The 19688-nt window shown below is 51.6% G+C and carries 14 protein-coding genes; 2 read left to right on the forward strand and 12 right to left on the reverse strand.

The annotated features are described in order from the left end of the window. Positions 1 to 11 precede the first annotated feature (11 nt). Genes EH55_RS11675 through EH55_RS11685 form a run of 3 tightly spaced genes read right to left on the reverse strand, consistent with a single transcriptional unit; the run spans position 12 to position 3251 of the window. Positions 12 to 677 (reverse strand): riboflavin synthase, encoded by a 666-nt coding sequence (locus EH55_RS11675; RefSeq protein WP_037978097.1) that lies wholly within the window; start codon positions 675 to 677, stop codon positions 12 to 14. Further along, on the reverse strand, positions 659 to 1756 hold the full coding sequence (gene ribD, locus EH55_RS11680; protein WP_236617130.1) for a bifunctional diaminohydroxyphosphoribosylaminopyrimidine deaminase/5-amino-6-(5-phosphoribosylamino)uracil reductase RibD: 1098 nt from the start codon (positions 1754 to 1756) through the stop codon (positions 659 to 661). Before ribD ends, EH55_RS11675 begins: the two co-directional genes overlap by 19 nt. After that, positions 1734 to 3251, reverse strand: a complete 1518-nt coding sequence (locus EH55_RS11685) for an excinuclease ABC subunit UvrC (RefSeq protein WP_037978101.1) — start codon at positions 3249 to 3251, stop codon at positions 1734 to 1736. The genes ribD and EH55_RS11685 overlap by 23 nt, the downstream gene beginning before the upstream one ends. Positions 3252 to 3339: 88 nt before the next feature. Here EH55_RS11685 and cysS point away from each other — a divergent pair, with 88 nt between their 5' ends. Next, the gene (cysS, locus tag EH55_RS11690; protein WP_037978103.1) at positions 3340 to 4746 is read left to right on the forward strand and encodes a cysteine--tRNA ligase; all 1407 of its coding nucleotides are present in this window, start codon (positions 3340 to 3342) and stop codon (positions 4744 to 4746) included. Positions 4747 to 4810: 64 nt separating this feature from the next. On the opposite strand, the gene EH55_RS11695 is transcribed toward cysS, so the two are convergent. The 7 genes from EH55_RS11695 to EH55_RS11725 form a co-directional block, all read right to left on the reverse strand. After that, positions 4811 to 5803 (reverse strand): RluA family pseudouridine synthase, encoded by a 993-nt coding sequence (locus EH55_RS11695; protein WP_051682876.1) that lies wholly within the window; start codon positions 5801 to 5803, stop codon positions 4811 to 4813. Then, positions 5784 to 8567 (reverse strand): isoleucine--tRNA ligase, encoded by a 2784-nt coding sequence (ileS, locus tag EH55_RS11700; protein WP_037978106.1) that lies wholly within the window; start codon positions 8565 to 8567, stop codon positions 5784 to 5786. Before ileS ends, EH55_RS11695 begins: the two co-directional genes overlap by 20 nt. Before the next feature lie 386 nt (positions 8568 to 8953). Continuing rightward, positions 8954 to 10531: a BCCT family transporter gene (locus EH55_RS11705; RefSeq protein WP_037978110.1), complete on the reverse strand. Its 1578-nt coding sequence runs from the start codon at positions 10529 to 10531 to the stop codon at positions 8954 to 8956. Between the two features lie 27 nt (positions 10532 to 10558). Continuing rightward, the gene (locus EH55_RS11710) at positions 10559 to 11365 is read right to left on the reverse strand and encodes an SDR family NAD(P)-dependent oxidoreductase (RefSeq protein ID WP_037978112.1); all 807 of its coding nucleotides are present in this window, start codon (positions 11363 to 11365) and stop codon (positions 10559 to 10561) included. Positions 11366 to 11397: 32 nt separating this feature from the next. Further along, entirely contained in the window at positions 11398 to 12330 is a 933-nt protein-coding gene (locus EH55_RS11715) for a glycyl-radical enzyme activating protein (protein ID WP_037978114.1), read from the reverse strand. A 78-nt stretch (positions 12331 to 12408) separates the two neighbouring features. Next, positions 12409 to 14787, reverse strand: coding sequence for a glycyl radical protein (locus tag EH55_RS11720; RefSeq protein WP_037978116.1), 2379 nt, complete (start codon positions 14785 to 14787; stop codon positions 12409 to 12411). A 217-nt stretch (positions 14788 to 15004) separates the two neighbouring features. Next, complete coding sequence (locus tag EH55_RS11725; protein ID WP_152550732.1) at positions 15005 to 15916, reverse strand: LysR family transcriptional regulator; 912 nt, start codon at positions 15914 to 15916, stop codon at positions 15005 to 15007. A 267-nt stretch (positions 15917 to 16183) separates the two neighbouring features. On the opposite strand from EH55_RS11725, the gene rbr reads away from it, so the two are divergent. Beyond that, positions 16184 to 16717, forward strand: coding sequence for a rubrerythrin (gene rbr / locus EH55_RS11730; RefSeq protein ID WP_037978119.1), 534 nt, complete (start codon positions 16184 to 16186; stop codon positions 16715 to 16717). Positions 16718 to 16867: 150 nt separating this feature from the next. Here rbr and EH55_RS11735 read toward each other — a convergent pair whose 3' ends face one another. Further along, positions 16868 to 17497, reverse strand: coding sequence for a cyclodeaminase/cyclohydrolase family protein (locus EH55_RS11735; RefSeq protein ID WP_037978121.1), 630 nt, complete (start codon positions 17495 to 17497; stop codon positions 16868 to 16870). Positions 17498 to 17593: 96 nt separating this feature from the next. Further along, positions 17594 to 19612, reverse strand: coding sequence for a urocanate hydratase (locus EH55_RS11740; protein WP_037978123.1), 2019 nt, complete (start codon positions 19610 to 19612; stop codon positions 17594 to 17596). Positions 19613 to 19688: the final 76 nt, after the last annotated feature.

Consider the following 19688-nt stretch of genomic DNA (forward strand, 5'->3'; position numbering starts at 1 on the left):
GTGGCGCGGTTTCAACTCCAGCCATACTCAGTTAGTTTATCCCAAGTCAGCGTATTTTTCACCTTTTCATCGCCATTTTTTCGTCCGAATGTGCTTTCGAGGTACTTCTTTATATACTTTCCTATCATATCGGTCTCGATATTGACCGTGTCGCCGCCTCTCAGCTCCCCTATAGTGGTCCCGGCAAGCGTAGCGGGTATCACTCCAACGGAGAAAAAATTTTCCTCCGCGTCGATGACCGTGAGGCTGACGCCGTCCACCGTCACGGAGCCCTTTTCGACTATGCCGCAAAGAATCTCTTCGAGGGCCGTAAAATATATCTTTTTCGTCGCGCCGAAGCTTTCTATCTCCTTTACCGTCGCGGTGCCGTCAACGTGTCCGGCTACGAGATGTCCGTCAAGACGCGAATCGACGCGCATCGCCCTTTCGAGGTTGAGGCGCGAGCCGGAGCGCAGCGTGCCGAGCTTCGTGCGCTTCTGGGTCTCCGGCATCATCTCCACGCGGAATGTCCGCGCGTCGCAGTACGTCACCGTGCTGCACGCGCCCGAGAGCGAGACGGAATCGCCGTTTATCAGCTCGCCGGCTATGGACGGCGCCTTGACGGTCAGCTCTACGACGTCCCCTTTCGGCGAAATCGATTCGATGACGCCCGTAGTCTCTATAAGTCCGGTGAACATTCAAAAACACCCCTTATCAGCAAATCGTCGCCGCATTTCGTGTATTTTACATCTTTTACGCGCGGCGCGTCCTCTATTTTCGCGAACTCGGCTAAGCCCGCGAAGGATTTTCCATTTCCTATTATCTTCGGGGCGATAAAGAGCGCGAGCTCGTCGCAGAGCTTCTCTTTTATGAAGGATGAAGCGACGGCCGGCCCGGCCTCCACCATCAGATAGTTGACGCCGCGCCCGCAGAGCTCTTTCAAAACCTCCGGCAGAAAATCTTCGCCGGACGCGACGCGCACTATGCTGGCTCCGGCGCTTTCGAGAGCTTCGCCCCTTTCCTGCGAAGCGTCCGCAAGAGTAAATATGACGGCGCCGCCGTCAAGTATTTTTGCCGTCGGCGGGGTACGCAGAGTCCTGTCGAGGAGCGCGCGCACCGGCGATCTGCCCGGCGCGTCGCGCACCGTCATCCGAGGGTCGTCGGCCACGACGGTGCCGACTCCCGTCAGCAGCGCGTCGTTTTCCGCGCGCATCCCGTGCGTACGCTTCCTTGCCTCGGCGCCCGTTATCCATCTGCTTTCGCCGTTTGGCAGAGCTACCATGCCGTCGAGCGACGCGGCGACCTTCAGCGTCACCCACGGGCGTCCGAGCGCCATTCTGCGCAGGAAGCCGCGATTCATCCAGCGGCACTCCTCTTCAAGCACTCCCGTTTCGACCTCTATTCCGGCGTTCCTTAACTTCTTGAGCCCTCGCCCGGCCACCTTAGGGTTGGGATCCGTGAGCGCCGCAATCACCCGCTTCGGCCGGCGCTCCGCGAGCATATCGGCGCAGGGCGGAGTCCTGCCGTAGTGTGAGCATGGCTCGAGCGTTACGTAGACGTCCGCTCCTTCTATATCTCCGCCCGCGTCGCGCAGCGCTTCGACCTCGGCGTGCGGGCCGCCGCATTTTTTGTGCCAGCCTCGCCCTATTATCCCGCCGCCGCGCGCTATCACGCAGCCGACGCGCGGGTTCGGGCTGCACTCCCTGCCGTTCGCCGCGAGCTCGAGGGCGCAGCGCATGTAAAATTCGTCAGTTCTATTCGCCGCCAACTTCACCACCGGCTTTCTCTTTTGGATTTTTTATATCGGCGCCGCTACCCACGGGCTCTTCGCCGAGCTTCGCGAGTATCCTCTTCGCCAGCGTCGGCCCTATGCCGGGGGCCGCCGCGAGCTCCCCCTGCGGCAGGTCCTTTATGGCCTTCACGCTGCCGAAGCGCGTTATCAGCATCGCGGCCTTCGCTTTGCCTATCCCCGGTACCTCTTCTATTTTGCTGCGCTTGAAGCTCTGGGCGCGGCGCGCGCGGTGCGAGGTGATCGCGAATCTGTGCGACTCGTCGCGCACGCGCTGCAGCAGGCGCAGCACCGGGTCGGCGCGGTCGAGGCGCAGAGGCTCTTTTTCGCCGGGCAGGTATATTTCTTCGAATTCCTTGGCCAGGGAGACGACCGGTATGTTATCTATCCCGAGGCCGTCGAGGGCCTGCAGCGCGAAGTCGAGCTGCACGGGGCCACCGTCTATCAGTATCAGCTGGGGCAGCGGCTCTTCCCCGGCAAGAGAGCGCGAGTAGCGGCGCGTGAGCGTCTCCTTCATCGAACGGAAGTCGTCTATGCCCTCGACCGTTTTGATGTTGAATTTTCTGTAGAGGGAGGGATTCGGATATCCCTGTTCAAATACGACGGCAACGCCGACAGTGTAATTACCGGCGCTGTGCGAGATATCGAAGCCGTCGATGCGCCACGGAAGCATAGGAAGACCAAACGTCTTCTGCATCGCGTTCAGCACTTCCCAGAAATCATCCTCGCCCGCCGGTATCTCCGGCGTCGTATGCTGCTGCCGGCTGACGCGCCAGATGGCGCGTATAGTGTCGCGCAGGTGAGCAGCCTCTTCGAAGCGCAGCGCCTTCGCGGCCTTGTCCATTCTCGCGCGCAGGCGTTCGACGAGCTCCGCCCCCTGCCCCTGGAGCAGCAGAACGACGTCTGCGACGCGGTCTCGGTATTCGTTCTCAGTGCAGAGGCCGCAACATGGCGCGAGACAGCGGCCGAGAGAATATTTCATGCACGGCCGGCCGTTCGCCGGCTTAGGCGCGTCTTTCCCGCAGGAGCGCAGCGGAAGATAGCGCTCGACGAGGCGCAACAGAGCGCGCACCTCCCGCACGCGCACATAGGGGCCTATGTAGACCCCTCCGTCGTCGAGTTTCACGCGCGTGACGTCGATTCTCGGATATCTCTCCGCCGTTATCTTTATATAGGCGTAGCGCTCGTTCATCTTCAGATCTACGTTGAAGAAGGGCTGGTAGAGCTTTATCAGCCTGTTTTCGAGGATCAGCGCCTCGATTTCGCTCTCGGTCCTCATCGTGGATATGTCGCGTATAGTTTCGACGAGCTTGCGCAGGCGCGGCGAAGCGAAATTACTGTGGCGAAAGTAAGAGGAAACTCTTTTTTTCAGAGACTTCGCCTTTCCTATATAAATAATCTCCCCGTTCTCGTCCCGCATCAGATAAACGCCCGGCTTGTCGGGGAATCCCTTTACAAAGTTTGTCAGCTCTTCTTTGTTCAAGAAAATTACCCTTTCTTTGTTGCGCTCCGCCCTTTCATGTTATAGGATATCACAATAATGTGCAAGAAGTAATGCGGAGGTGCATTTTATGGCTTTATCGGTGTATAACGATCTGACGAGGACGAAGGAGAAATTCGTCCCGATCGAAGAGGGCAGGGTCCGCTTCTACGTTTGCGGGCCGACCGTCTATAACTTTTTTCATATAGGCAATGCGCGCCCCTTCGTCCTTTTCGACGTCTTCAGGCGCTATCTCGAAAGCCTCGGCTACGAGGTAACGTTCATACAGAACTTCACCGACATCGACGACAAGATGATCAGGCGCGCGAACGAAGAGGGCACGACGGTCGCCGAACTCGCCGAGCGTTTCATCGCCGAATATTACAGGGATGCCGACGCCCTCGGCATCCGCCGCGCGACCGTGAACCCGCGCGCGACGCAGGAGATGCCCGCGATCATCGACGTAATAAAAAGGCTCATCGAAAAGGGGCACGCCTACGAGATCGACGGCGATGTCTACTTCAGCGTCGAGAGCTTCAAGGATTACGGACGCCTTTCCAAGCAGAGTGTCGACGAGCTGATATCCGGCGCGCGTGTCGAAGTGGACGAGCGCAAGCGCGAGCCGCTCGACTTCGCGCTGTGGAAGGGCGCGAAGCCCGGAGAGCCCTTCTGGGAAAGCCCTTGGGGTAAGGGGCGCCCCGGCTGGCACATCGAATGCAGCGCAATGTCAAATAAATATCTCGGCAGTACGATCGATATACACGGCGGCGGCAGCGACCTTATATTCCCGCACCACGAAAACGAAATAGCGCAGTCCGAGTGCGCCAACGACGCGCACTTCGTCAGGTATTGGCTGCACAACGCCTATCTGCTGATAGACAAGGAAAAAATGTCGAAATCGCTCGGCAACTTTCTCACGGTGCGCGACGTACGCCAGAGGATCAGCCCGCTCGTGCTGCGCTTCTTCCTGATGAGCGTGCACTACCGCTCGCCGCTCAACTTCTCCGCCGAAGGGCTCGAACACGCTAAGGGCGCGGTCGAACGCCTCAACAACTGCTGCACGGACCTGATCTTCGCGCTCGAAAACAGGAGTGCCGGAGAAAAAGACGAAGCCCTGCGCATGGCGCTCAAAGCGAACGAAGAGGGCTTCGCAGCGTCGATGGACGACGACTTCAACACGGCCGGGGCCTTCGGCTTCATCTTCGAAAACGTGCGCGCCGTCAACGTCCATCTGTCGGAGCACGAAGCCGTCGACAAAGAAGGGCTGGAAGCGGCAAAAGCTTTCTTCGATAAAACGAATGATATCCTCGGATATCTGGTGAAAGAGGAAAAAGAGGGCGACGGGGACGCGGAAATCGACGAGCTCGTAGCCGAGCGCAGCGCCGCGAGGAAGGCGAAAGACTTCAAGCGCTCCGATGAGATACGCGAGACGCTCGCGGCAAAGGGGATAATAATCGAGGACACGCCGCAGGGGCCGCGCTGGAAGAGGACGATGTAAAACCTGCCGCGCTTCAAAGGGTGAATCTACATTCGCCGCCGCGGCGGTGTTGCCGTCGGTTGCGTTATTTCCCTTCTCTGACTTTCTTGAGATAATCCGTCAGCTCTTCCGGCAGAGGCTGCACGAAAGACATCTCCCCGCCGCTGCGCGGGTGCCTGAACGCCAGCTTCCACGAATGAAGAAAGATTCTCTCCGGCGGAAAGGGCGATTGACGCGAGGGCGCGTAGAGCCTGTCTCCAACGAGCGGGCAGCGCAGCGCCCGCATATGCACGCGGATCTGATGGGTGCGCCCGCTGTGCAGCGTGCAGGCCAGCAACGAAAAAGCGTTCGAACTCCAGAGCGTCCTGTAATCCGTCCGCGCTTCGCGCCCACCCTCGACGCAGGCCATCCTCTGACGGTTGCGCGGGTCGCGCCCTATCGGGCATTTCACCGAGCCGCCGCCGTTCGGCGGCATGCCGTAACAGAGCGCAAGGTATTCTTTCTGCACGCGGCGCGCCTTGAAATCGCGGAAGAGCCCCTCCTGCGCCAGTCCGTTCCTTGCGACGACCATCAGCCCCGAAGTCGTAGCGTCGAGCCTGTGGACTATGCCGGGGCGGCGCACGCCGTTCAGCGTCCCTATGTCGGGGTAGCGGAAGAGCAGGCCGTGCACGAGAGTGCCGCTCCAGTGCCCGGGCGCGGGATGCACGACGAGCCCTGCCGGCTTGTTTACAACGATTATATCGCTGTCTTCGTAGACGGTTTCAAAATCAACATCCTGCGGCTCAAGATCGAGCGTTTCCGCCGGAGGCACCTCCACCCTTATAGCGTCGCCGGCAGCGACCTTCAGCGACGCTTTGATCCTGCGCGGTGGGAAAAGTTCGGCACGCCCCTCTTTTATAAGCCTCTGCGAAAAGGCGCGGCTGACGCCGAGCAGGCGCGAAAGCGCAAAGTCGACGCGGTGTCCGTCGAATTCCGCAGTTATTTCAAAGCGCTGCACCACAGAAGAGGGGGCGGACGAAAGCCCCTCCCCCTCTTCGAAAATCTTATCGCCCGTCCCGCTACTGCTTGTCGAGCACATCGCGGCAGCGGTCGCATATCCCCTTCTCGGCGACTTCGGCGCGCCTCTTCCAGCAGCGAGGGCACTTCTCCGCCGCAGATTTGGAAACGCCGACCACAAGACCCGTCGTCTCGTCGTCGTAGACGATCTCTGCGTTCTTGACTTCATCCGTGACCTTGCAGCCTGAGACGATAAGGATGCTTTCCCACGCCGCGTCGTCGATTCTTCCTTCAAGCGGCCTGTAGTAGTCGCTCAGCTTGATCTGTACCTCAGCGTCGAGCGGGTGGCCGATGATTCCCTTGCCGCGCGCCGCCTCGAGCCCGCGCAGAGCGCCCTGGCGCGCCAGCATCAGCATATCCCATTCGTCTTCTATAGCCGGGTCGATGCCTGCGGCTTCGTTCTCCGGCCAGTCTGCGAGCAGGACGCTCTTAGGCAGCGATTTATCCATCGCGCGCATCTGCTGCCAGATCTCTTCAGCGGTGAAAGAGAGGACGCAGGACATCATCTGCGTCACGCACTTGAGCACGTGCCACATCACCGTGCGTATCGAGCGCCGGCTGCCAGCGTCCTTTGCGTCGGCGTAAAGCTTGTCCTTGCTTACGTCGATGTAGAAGGAAGAAAGCTCGTTGTCGCAGAACTGATGAATCAGCGTCATCGGCTGATGGAACTCGTATTCGTCGAAGCCCGACGTCACGCGCTGGCGCAGACGCTCCAGCTTCAGCATGATGTACTTGTCGACCGCTTCCAGCTCGCCGTTCGGAAGTATGTCTCTTGCAGGGTCGAAGCCCGCAAGGTTAGCCAGCAGGAAGCGCGCCGTATTGCGTATCCTTCTGTAAGACTCTATGAGGTTACGGAAAATTTCTTCCGAGATACGCACGTCGCCGCGGTAATCGGAAGAGGCTACCCACAGGCGCAGAATGTCCGCGCCGTTTTTATCGATGATATTCTCCGGTTTCATGACGTTGCCGAGAGATTTCGACATCTTCTGCCCGTCGGGGCCCATGATAAAGCCGTGGGTCAGCACCGCCCTGTACGGAGCCCTACCGCGCGTCGCGACGCTGTTGAGCAGTGAAGTCTGGAACCACCCGCGGTGCTGGTCGCTGCCTTCGAGGTACATATCGGCCGGCCATGAGAGGTCTTCCCAGTTGTCGAGGACGGCCGAATGGCTAGTGCCCGAATCGAACCAGACGTCCATTATGTCGCTCTCCTTGCGCAGATGCCTGCCGCCGCACTTCGGACAGAGCGCCAGATCTCCGACGAGCTCCTCAGGCGACATCGTCCACCAGCAGTCGCTGCCGTGTTCGCGCACCTTGTCTGCAACGCGCGTCACGCGGTCGGAGGTCAGTATGACCTCGCCGCACTCCTCGCAGTAGAACGCCGGGATGGGGACCCCCCACGTGCGCTGGCGGCTGATGCACCAGTCGGAGCGGTCGCGCACCATGTTGGTGATCCTTTCCTTGCCCCAGTCCGGGACCCATTTGACTTCGTCGATGCACTCAAGGGCCTTGTCGCGGAAGTCGGCTACGGAGACGAACCACTGATCCGTCGCTCGGAAAATCACCGGCTTCTTACAGCGCCAGCAGTGCGGATAGGAGTGCGTTATCTTCAACTTTCCCAGAAGCAGCTTCGATTCGTTTAGCAGCTCGAAGACCTTTTTCTCTCCCTCCGCGAGGCTCATTCCGCCGAAAATCGGCGTATCTTTGTAATAATGTCCCGTCTCGTCGACCGGGTTGTAAATATCTATCCCGTATTTGACGCCCGTCTCATAGTCTTCCGTGCCGTGCCCCGGCGCCGTATGCACGCAGCCGGTGCCGGCGTCGAGAGTCACGTAATCGGCGAGGACAAATGGGACCTTGCGGTCATAGAAGGGGTGCAGCGCGAGAGTCTTTTCCAGCCTTTCGCCGCGGCATACTAAAATCGGCTCGCCGAATGTCAACTGCGTAGCGCGCTCGACTTCGGCCTTGAGGCCGCACGCGATAAGGTAGACCTTATCACCCACCTGGTAGAAGCCGTATTCATAGCGCGGATGCACCGCGACGGCCATCGACGCAGGGAGCGTCCAGGGCGTCGTCGTCCAGATTATAACGTCGACGTCTTTGCCTTCGAGCTCTGGAAATACCTTCGCCGCTTCGAGGTATTTATAGGCGACGAAGATGGATGGCGAGGTCTCGTCGCCGTATTCTATCTCAGCCGCCGCAAGGGCCGTCTGGCAGTCCGTGCACCAGTAGATAGCCTTCCGCCCTTTATAAACATAACCTTTGTCGACCATCTTGGCGAAACCTTCAAGCTGCGTGGCTTCATACGCCGGTATAAGCGTCATATAAGGATGTCCCCAGTCGCCGATGACGCCGAGGCGTTTGAATTGCTCCGTCTGGACGTCCGCGAAAGAGCGCGCATAGGCGGCGCATTTTTTGCGTAACTCGACAGGGTTTATCTCATCCTTGTCTAAATTCTGTTCCTTCAACACCTTAAGCTCTATCGGCAGCCCGTGCGTGTCGTAGCCCGGAACGTAGGGCGCGAAATAGCCGCGCTGCCATTTGTATTTGACTACGAAGTCCTTTAATATCTTGTTCGTCGCAGTGCCTATATGTATGCTCGCATTAGCGTAGGGCGGCCCGTCGTGAAGGATGAACGATGGCTTGTCCTTATTTTTCTTCTTCAATTCGCCGTACAGATCCATATCGTACCAGAACTTCAAAAATTCCGGTTCTCTCTGTGAAAGGTTAGCGCGCATCGGGAAATCGGTTTTCGGAAGGAACAGAGTGTCCTTATAATCGTTCGCCATAAAACAACCTCCATTTAAACTGAATGGAACTCAGATGAGAATTCCATAATGCACAACTTATATATTATAACAGAAATGTCGTAAAAATATTTATACGAACAGGCGAGCGGCATAGGGCGCCAGCATTTACTTTATTAGAGCAAACAAGACATCAAGCAAGAGCTGTGGGTTAAGGGCGGCTTTGAACATCATCTTTCTCTTGCTTAAACGACCGTATTTAGCCCGATTTCTAAACGAAGGTCCGAACTTTTGCGAGTCCGGACCTTACTGTCTGAAACTTTTTCGGTCTGTTCTTATTCCTTTATTATTTCGAACTTTTAAGACTCCTGTTCTACTATTTGTAATATTTCCATATAGGCTAATAGATTTATGTTTTTTGATCGGTACTACTCTTCTGTTTCTTTTGCTGTGAGTTCGAGTGCTTCTCTGCCTTCCTGCGTTTCATCAATAATGTGGTCAACCTCGCCGGTTATTAGTTTGATCGAACCGTAACATACAAGTGTAGTTACAACCAAGAGAGGAATACCGGCAGCAACTGCCAGCGACTGAAGCGCGACAGTGCCTACCTTATCAAGGACAAAGAGGCATATAAGTGTCAAACCGCCTGTAAGAAACCCCCAAAAAAGCCTGACGGGAATCGGTGCGGCTTCAGCACGCGATTTTTTAACTGTCATTGATGCAACGATGCCTGTCAATGCGTCGGCCATTGTCATGAAACCTATGATGACCGCAATCAATGTAGCAGGTATTGTCAAGATACGGAGAGGCATAACATCAAGTAATGCGAAGTTTGCGACAGGTGCCCCCCATTCAGCAATAATTTCCGATATTTTGGCGTGATTGAAGAACTGCTGATAAATGGCACATCCACCCCACATATTGAACCAAACAAGAATAAACGCTGTCGGAACAAGCCAGTTGACGATAATAAATGTACGGATCGAGCGGCCGCGCGCTATTTTTGCATAGAACATTCCTGCAACAGGTGAAAATACAAGTGTCCAAATGAAATAATATGAAGTGTTGAAGTTTGCAAAATTGTTCGTCGTACCTATAAAATCACCATTGAACATCGCAGGGAAGAAATTATTGCACAGAGTGCCTAATGATCCGAGAAGGAGCTCAAAGAGTTTAACTGTCGGCCCAAAGATAATCAAAAATGCAAGGAGTATCATGTAAAGATAGGTATTCAAATTTGAAAGAATAGCCATACCTTTTGAAATACCGCGAGCGCTTGAGAACGAGAAACAAATTGTTACGGCAACAACTACAAAGAAATAAAGCATATTCGAAACCTCAAATCCAGAAACATATGCAAGCCCTGTTGAGAACTGCATTGTACCTAAACCAAAACATGTAATTGTTCCGCAGACAAGCGATACACAGCATAGAATGTCAATAACTGTGCCAGACAAACCGAATATTTTATTCTTGACTAATGGATAAAGTGCGGCAGACGGGCGGAAAGGAAGCCCCTTGTTTATGCTCATATAAACGATAACTATACCCCAGAAAATCTGTATTGCATAATACATCAGCGACCAATGAAAAGTTGACTGTGCAACAGCATTAAGAGCAGCAGCATTAGTTTCTGCCTGAATACCTAAATATACAGGCGGAGCATAAAAATATCCAAGAGGTTCGACAACGGCGTAGAACATCATTGCAATTCCTATAGACGAGCAAATTGCCATTGCTATCCATGTGAATGTACTATAAAGAGGTTTTGCATCTGCTCCGCCGATGATTTTCTTACCGAAATCAGAGAATACCATACAAAGCAAAATTACCCCCATAATTGCAGTCAGACCAAGAATACACCAACTAAGGTTAAGAAGTCCCCAGTTTAAGACAAGCGAAGCCAGATTACAGAATGCATCTCTGCATGTGATTCCGAAAATAAAAAGAGCACCGAGAATAATCGCAACGGGAACGAAAAGTTTCTTATTGAGAACATTAAACATTAGCGTTTTTCCCCTTTCTTATTCTTGTTAATCTTCTTTGTATGTAAATGCGCGATAAACAGACCATCCGCCGTCAACTAAAAAAGTTTGACCTGTTACATATGTACTTGCATTGCTCGCGAGGTAAAAACAGATACCGAGATAGTCCTCTCCCCATGACACTCGCCCCATAGGGATTGTATTTGCAGCCTGTACCATATAGTCAGCCGGACGTGCGTTCATCATCGGAGTCCAAATCCAGACAGGAGCAATGTTATTAACAGTCACACCGGTTTTTGCAAGATCAACGGCAAAATGTCTTGTTGAAGCGGCCATCGCAGATTTGCTTGCCGAATATGGCAAATCGTCTACACAGTTTACTGTGTAGGCGTCAATGCTGCTGATATTAATGATTCTGCCCCACCCATTCTTTGCCATTACGCGTCCGCAGGCCGCATTGATAAAAACAGTGCCGATAAAATTGATGTCCATTGTGCGCCGCAGATCTTTTTCATTAAAATCAAGAGAGGGGCCGAGCGGTGCAATAGCAGATGTATGAAGCAGAATATCAATCTTGCCGAAATCGTTGACAATGTCACTGACAGTATCTTCAACTTGTTGTTTGTCAGAAACATCCATAACGTAACTTTTACAATCGGCATTTTCTTCACGACATATTGCAATTGTTTCGTTCATTTTTTCCAAACTGCGCGAAGCAATTATCACTTTTGCGTCGTTAGCGGCAAATCCGCGCGCTAAGACATTCCCGAGACCGCCGGCTCCAGTAATAAGTGTGACTTTATCTTTTACGCTGAACAGTTCGGAAATCTTTAATGATGTTATATGATCTGACATTTCCACACCTCATTTCGTTTATGTATTACAAACTAAACTATTTCGTCTGAATTCTGGCCGAGAATTTCTACAGTCTTGGTAACTCTTTTGAATTGGCTGGCTATTTCGTGCATCCTTTCATCATCTGGTGCCTCAAAATTCCTGACTTTTTGATTTAAAGCACGGTATTTTGCGATTCCAAGTTCATGATACGGAAGAAGCGTTACACGATTGAAATTATATTGACTTACAAATTCTACGGTTTTATCAATTATTTCTTTTGTGTCATTAACCCCTTTGATCAACGGCATACGAATCCATACTTTATCGCGCAATTCGGGATATTTTGAAATTTCTCTAAGATTATTGATAATAAGATCATTATAAACGCCGGTACATTTATAGTGAACTTCTCTGTCTATCGATTTCATGTCAAAAAGAATGCACTGAACTTTGCCTGCCAAGTGAAGAAAAATTCCTGTACCGCAATAGCCGCATGTATCGATAGCAACGTTGATTACATGTTTTGTACACTCGTCTATTATTGCTTCAGTAAACTCCGGGTGGCTTAAACATTCGCCGCCGCTGATTGTTACGCCGCCGCCGGTTTGAGCGTAATAACCCTTATCCTTCAGGACTTCCACCATAACCTCATCGACAGTGTATTCACGAGCCGCAGGATGAAGTGCTTCCGCATAACAAACCTCCGCACAAATAAAGCAACCGGTGCATTTATCTTTATCAATACGCATACCGTCTTTTTCAAATGATATACATTTGTTAGGGCAAACAATCGCACAGTTGCCGTCGCCGATACATTTTTGACTGCTGAACATCAACTGATTTTCAAATCGAATCAATTCAGGGTTATGGCACCAAAGACAATTTAGTGGACAGCCTTTTAGAAAAACAGATGTTCTGATACCAGGACCGTCTGCCGTACTGAATCTTTGCATGCCGCCAATTAATAACTTAGGCCCATCCATAAGTAACCTCCTCAGTAGACCATAGTAGAAAGAGGCTCCTGTCACGCATAAACAGCAGCAGGAGCCTCTTAGTTAGGATTATTGTGCAAGATGCGCTGTACGTGAAATAATTACATCCTGAACTTCGTGGTCGAGTTCCGTGAAGTAGGCTAAATACCCGGCAACACGGACAACTAGGTCACGATAATCTTCGGGTTTTTTCTGTGCCTCACGGAGTGTCTTGTCGTCTACAACGTTAATCTGGATGTGGTAACCACCCTCGTCAACGTAATTCTTGACAATGCCTTCAATAATATCTACGCCGCGTTCCCCAGCAACTCCCGAAGGATCAAAGCGGGTGTTATAAAGGCTGCCGCCGTGGAAGTTCTCATGGCGCATATGTGCAACGGAATTTGCAGCCGCAGTCGGCCCCGATGTATCACGCCCCATGTTTGGCGATGCATTGTCGCTCAGCGGAGTAAATGCATGTCTTCCATCAGGTGTTGCTCCTACAATGCGTCCGAGCGGTACATTATGTGTCTGTGACTGATTGCCACAGGAGAACTTGCCGTTGTGGCGTCCATCAGAGTGTAGGTTGCACATTTTTACTATTTTATCAATTAGTTCTGCTGAAAGTTTGTCAACTTCTGGAATGTCATTGCCGAATTTAGGCGCCTTGTTGATAAGGTACTGCCGCCAGCGCTCTTCACCCTCAAAGTCGGTATCACAGAGGTCGATGAGTTTGTCCATAGTTAAGACTTTTTGCTTGAATACTGCATAATCGATTGCCACAATTGAGTCTGTTAGGGTTGACGGAGCAGTGATGAAAATATTTGTGAATGAAAGGTTTGCACCGCCATCCTGAATTGATTCACCGTTTTCAATGCAACCTTCAATCAGTGCTGATTGATATATCATGGGGAGATACGATGCCTGAATACCTGTTGTTATGCGGTATGTGCGCATATGGGCATCCCAAAAATGTTCGACCTGCTTCAAATATGCTTCAATAAGCTGTTCTTTGCACGTCCAATCGCAGGGATCTCCTGTTCTGAGTCCGACATCTAAGCCGGTAACCGGGTCTATGCCGTTGTGTAGTGTGATTTCAAGAATCTTCGGCAAGTTGATGTTTCCGCCCGTCGCACTTCCATCTGTGCCGCCACAGCCTGGGCCCGGTTCTACACAGCCGAAAATCCCCCAGTCTCGCGCCTGTTCAACGGTTGCTCCTTTATTTGTGACCATTTTTTGAGCCATTGAATCGCTGAAGAAAGCTGGGTTGCCAATGCCGTCGCGATTCATGCGTATTGCTTTGCGCATGATATGTTCAGGCATATTTTTTGTAACTCTGAGGGCAACAGGCTGTGCAATACGAAGTTCATCAGCCGCATCAAGGACAATATCCGTGATTTCATTGCACATCTCGTTACCTTCTGCATCAACGCCGCCAATAAGGCAAATCTGCCATGTCGGGTAACCTGCGTCGGCCTGTGAATAGTATTCGTCGTTGACGTAGAATACTGTCGTTGATTTGATGAAGAGGCATTCAACAAGCTCCAGCGCACGTTCGCGTGTGATTCTTCCCGCTTTTATATCGGCATCGTAGTAAGGCCAAAGGTTGCGGTCAATTCTTCCGAGGGATGAAGAATATGATGACGACTCAACATTATTTATGACCTGCATCATCCACTGGAACTGGATTGCTTCATGGAATGTCTCAGGCGGGAATTCTGGAACCTTACGACTGATGCGTGCCATTTCTAGGAGTTCTACTTTGCGGGCTTCATCCTGGCATTCAGCAGCTTGGCGCTCGCATTCGTCGGCGCAACGGTTCGCATATCTTATCACCGCTTCGAGTACAATGATTGTTGCACGCCAAAAATTTATTTTGCGTTGTTTGTCGACATTTACGCCTTCGCCAGAATTAATTGCCTCATCTATCAGCTTATTGCAGCGGTCAATACGGCCACGGAAACCGATTTTGAACATCTTCTGGAAATTTGCATGAATCGCACTTGAGCAAATTCCTTTGCCGCCTGACTTGAATGCGCCAGATTTTTCTCCGTCGCGAAGTTTCTGCGGCATTTCGGCATAAATAAGATCCTCCGTAGCCTTACCATCCCAAAAACCAAGAATATCCATGATTTTTTGTTCATCGCCAGGCTGTATAACCATAGGATCGCTTTTACGTTTGCTCATCCCCGGAATTTCTTTACGCAGCCACATCTCTGTCGATTCATATTCGGGGAACAGTATTGCTGCGCGTACCTGTTCTGTAAGCGTTCCTAAAAGTAAATCGTCAGGGCGAACAACGATAGCTTTATTGTCGAGTACATATTCAAGAACGTGCGCCCTGTGAAGGTAAATTGGCTCGCCTGCGTATTTTTTATACGCTTCGGTGGCCAGAACCACACGCTCTGCGCTCAAACCGGGTTTAACGGTCAAGACTTCCTTTTTCAGCCTTGCCACTCGTTCGTTCATAGTAAAGACTCCTCTCGCTTTTTTGTTTACTTTACATATATTTCGTAATCGCATATCTGCAATTTATAGTATAAATTTTTGATATAAAAAGGAATAAAAAATATTTTTATAACCATAAAAATATTTGAGAGTTCAGGAATATCAGATTAAAAACTGCTATATTTAAAAAGGCCTACCGGTATCACGGTAGACCTTTACTGACTTTTATGGCGGTCAATCATAAAGTCCAAGTTTTACTGATATTGATAAAATAATCAGCTAAATCATTTATATAATCAGGCCATATAATTCCCTTTTTAAATGCAATACAAGAATAATACGGACGAAGAGTTTCTCTTATGGGAACTGCTGTGAGCAAAGGATTTTTTATAAATTCACGTGCGATATATGTCGCACAGAACATTGCTCCAAGATTCTGTATCAGAAAGGACATCACACTGCTGTCGCCGGAATTAAAGGCAAGCATAACTTCTAATTCAATGTTTCGGCTTTTGCACGTGTTCATGATATAGTTAAAATCTCTGTAATACTGGTTGGGTAAAGCAAGCTTTATACCCTTTAAATCTTCGAATGTAACAAACTCCATCTTAGCCACGGGATGCTCTTTGTTCACAAGAAGAGCCCATTCTTCTAAGTGCAGAGGGATAAATTCTATGTTAGCGTTAGGATAACAGTCAAATGTAAATCCTATGTCGAGACGCTCGGCAAGAAGTTCTTCGTTTAATCGTTGACCGTGATGTTCTTCAATAAAGTAATGTACATCATTACTACAATGTTCACTGTAATACTGAAAGATAATTGGTGCAAACGCAATATTTAACGTGTTCACCACGCCAATATCTACTTGTTTTTTATCTTTTTTTAAGCAATTGCTAATATGTTGGGAAATAAGTTCAACAGAAAAAACTGCCTGTTTTGCATCAACTATGATTGCCTGACCGTATTTATTAAGTTCCATGCCTCTTGATGTGCGGTTAAAAAGAGGAACACACAGTTCTTTCTCGAGTTTAGAAATCGAATAACTTAGTCCCTGCGGTGATACATATAGTCTTTCTGCTGCCTTGGCAATGCTTTTTGTTTCAGCTAAGATTAAAAACTCAATTAAATTTTGGATTGTCAAATTTGTCACCTCTCTATCTCGGGGATAAAACAAATTTAATGACAGGACATATATCGCTTTGTATACCGTTGTGGTTTCAAAGTATAAAACTATAACTATTTTTGATTATAAATTAAGTCACAGATTTTGACTATAAAAAACAATTTGCTGATTAACAAAATTTTTTTGAGTTGTGCCCAAACAGCTAACAAAAAACACTTTTGCTTATTGAATTATTTTAGAAAAGCCTATAAAATATAAAGAGTTCATTTTATAGCATATAGAGGGGGAATCAACGTGGAACTTAAAGGAAGCAAGACAGAGAAAAACCTTTGGGAAGCCTTTGCCGGAGAATCAATGGCGCGCAACAAGTACACATACTTCGCATCCGCCGCGAAAAAGGCGGGATACGAGCAGATAGCCGCAATATTCCAGGAAACGGCCGACAACGAGAAAGAGCACGCCAAGCTGCATTTCAAAGCCCTTTCCGGCATCGGGGACACTCTCGCCAACCTTCTGGCCGCAGCCGCGGGAGAAAACGGCGAATGGTCGGAAATGTATCCGCGTATGGCGAAGGACGCCCGCGAAGAGGGATTCGACGAGCTGGCAACGATGTTTGAGGGAATCGCCAAGGTCGAAGCGGAGCACGAGAAACGCTATCGCGCCCTCGCGAAGAACGTGGAAGAGGGAACGGTCTTCGCCAAGGGCGGCAAGCTCTTCTGGAAGTGCCGCAACTGCGGGGCGGTTTTCGAACTCGACAAGGCCCCGGAGAAATGCCCCGTCTGCAGTCATCCTCAGGCGTATTTCGAAATCCAGGCTAAAAACTGGTAATCTTCCCTCCTGTCAAAAGAAGAAGAGGCGGTGCGTGCGTGCCGTCTCTTCTTTGTATTTCTATCGTTCAATATAACGTTATCAATATTATATAGCAGTTACACTGACGGGCTAAATTTCAGAAGCCGCCAAAAATATTTGCGCGCGCTTTTATATCATGGCCGCTTCGACGAGCTTCGCCGTTTCGTCGGCGTGCTTTACGACTTCAGCAAGGGCTTTTTCCATTCTTTCGCGGCACTCTTTGGCGAAGGCTTCGTCCGCTATCCCCGGCAGGTTTATTTTCACGTTGTAGGACGCCGCTTTGCCCGCCGCTTCGGCAAGCAGGGCCGCCACTCCGGCGTCGCTGACGGCGTTTGAGTTGCCGTATTTCGCCGCCGTGAAGGAGAGTTCGGCGGCTTTTACGCAGCTTTCAAGCGTGCGGAGCGGCACTGCTGTGGCGGCTTTCGACGCTTCGCCCATCGCCGCTTTGCGGGAGGCTTTCTGCTCTTCCGTCTCTTTGGGCATTTTGAGCGCCTGCATGAAGAGGTTGAAGGATTCTGTGTCTTCGTTCATCAGGCTTATGAATTCGGCGCGCAGTTTTTCGCCTTCTTCAAGAACTTTGTGCATTTTATCCCAGCTAGTCCGGTATTTTTCTTTGCCCAGCGTGAGGTTCGCCACCATCGCTTCGAGTCCGGCGGCAAGCGACCCGCAGAGCGCGGCTACGCTTCCGCCTCCGGGCGCCGGCGAGTTGGAGGCGAGTTCGTCTATGAAGGCTTTTATTGTCGTTTCTTCGAATTTCATTTGCTTTGTCTCCTCTTTTTCCTGTTTTCTTCCGCTAATTAAACGCGGGCGGTTTCCCGCCCGCTTCGCAGGGGGTTAGCTCTTTTCTTACCGCGGTTATTTGTTTTTCCTGACTATGTCCGTCAGGTAGGCGTCGTCTGCGATGTAGGGCAGTGTGATGTGCCCGTCTCCGCGTTTGCCGTTGAAGGTTTCCGCCGTCTCTATCGCGTGTTCGTTGCGCGCCCACGCTCTGCGCGCCACTCCGCTTATGACGTCCCAGCTCATCGATTCTTTGATTATGCGGTCTACTCTTTCGCTTCCGTCGAGGACGAGCCCGAAGCCGCCGTTTATCGCTTTGCCTGTGCCGACTCCTCCTCCGTTGTGCAGCGCTACTAGGCTCATGCCGCGCGCGCAGTTGCCGGCGAAGGTGTGTATGGCCATTTCCGCCATGATGTTGCTGCCGTCTTTGATGTTGGAGGTCTCGCGGTAGGGGGAGTCGGTGCCGGATACGTCGTGATGGTCGCGCCCGAGCATTACAGGCCCTATTTCTCCGTTTCTCACCATTTCGTTGAATTTGAGCGCTATGCGCATTCTTCCCTCTTCGTCCTGGTAGAGGATGCGGCATTCGGTGCCCACTACGAGTTTGTTTTTCTCGGCATCGCGGATCCATACCCAGTTGTCGTGGTCCTGGAAGCGGCGCTGAGGGTCTATACATTCCATCGCCGCTTTGTCTGTCTTTTTGAGGTCTTCGTGATCGTGCGATAGGCAGCACCAGCGGAAGGGGCCGTAGCCGTAGTCGAAGAGGAGCGGGCCCATTATGTCTTCCACATATGACGGGAAGATGAAGCCGTCGAAGGTGTCTTTGCCGTTTTTCGCTATTTCTTTGACTCCCGCGTCGAATACCGCGCGCATGAAGGAGTTGCCGTAGTCGAAGAAGTAGGCGCCTTTTGCGTGGAGGGCTTTGATGAGTTCGAAGTGTTTTTTGAGGCTCTTGTTCACCAGCCCGATGAATTTTTCTTTGTCTTCGGCCAAAAGCCGCGTCCTTTCTTCGAAGCTTACGCCCTGCGGACAGTAGCCTCCGTCGTAGGGGACGTGGCAGGAGGTCTGGTCGGAGAGGAGTTCGACTTTTTTGTCGTTGTCGAGCGCGTATTGCAGGAGGTCTACTATGTTGCCTTCGTAGGCTATCGAGAGGGGTTCGCCAGCCGACATCGCTTCTTCGGCCCATCTGAAGGCTTCCGCAAGCTCTTTAGTCCTTTTGCTTACCCAGCCCTGGCTGTGGCGCGTCTCTATGCGCGATGGGTCTACTTCGGCTATTATCGCCGCCGCTCCCGCTATTTCGGCTGCTTTCGGCTGGGCTCCGCTCATGCCGCCGAGTCCAGAGGAGATGAAGAGGTGTCCCGCGAGCCCCCTGCCTTCCTGAAGGTGGAACATTTTGCGCCCCGCGTTGAGCAGCGTGTTGTATGTGCCGTGCACTATGCCCTGCGGACCTATGTACATCCAACCCCCGGCTGTCATCTGACCGTAATTGGCGACTCCCAGCGCGGTCGCTCGACGGAAGTTGTCGGGGTCGTCGAAGAGGCCGACCATGAGGCCGTTGGTCAATATCACGCGCGGCGCGGAGGGGTGCGAACGGAAGAGCCCCAGCGGATGACCGGACTGCACGACGAGCGTCTGGTCTTCCGTCACGACTTCAAGATATTTTTTGATTAGCCTGTATTGCATCCAGTTCTGACAGACCTGCCCCGTTTCCCCGTAGGTCACGAGCTCGTAGGGGTAGAGCGCGACGTCGAAGTCCAGGTTGTTGTCGATCATCACCTGGAAGGCCTTGCCTTCGATGCAGCGCCCCTTGTATTCGTCTATGGGTTTGCCGTGGATGCGTCCTTTCGGACGGAAGCGGTAGCCGTAGATGCGCCCGTGCTCTTTGTACTCCTGAAGGAATTCCGGCGCGAGCTCCCTGTGGAACCTCTCCGGTATATAGCGCAGCGCGTTCTTCAGCGCTAGCACCGTGTCCTGCTCGCTGAGCACCTGCCCGCGGTCCGGCGCCCTCCTTATACCCTCCTCGAATTCCGCCTTAGCAGGCAGACCTTCCGCAAACTCAAGACGAAGTTCCATCGTTTTTCCTGTCGCATCAAACATAACTGTCAGCTCCATTCTTTATTTATTTTACAAATTTCATTTCCCGTCTTGACGAACAGAAATTTTTAACTATACT

Origin of the sequence: Synergistes jonesii (assembly GCF_000712295.1) — a bacterium.
Lineage (GTDB): Bacteria > Synergistota > Synergistia > Synergistales > Synergistaceae > Synergistes > Synergistes jonesii.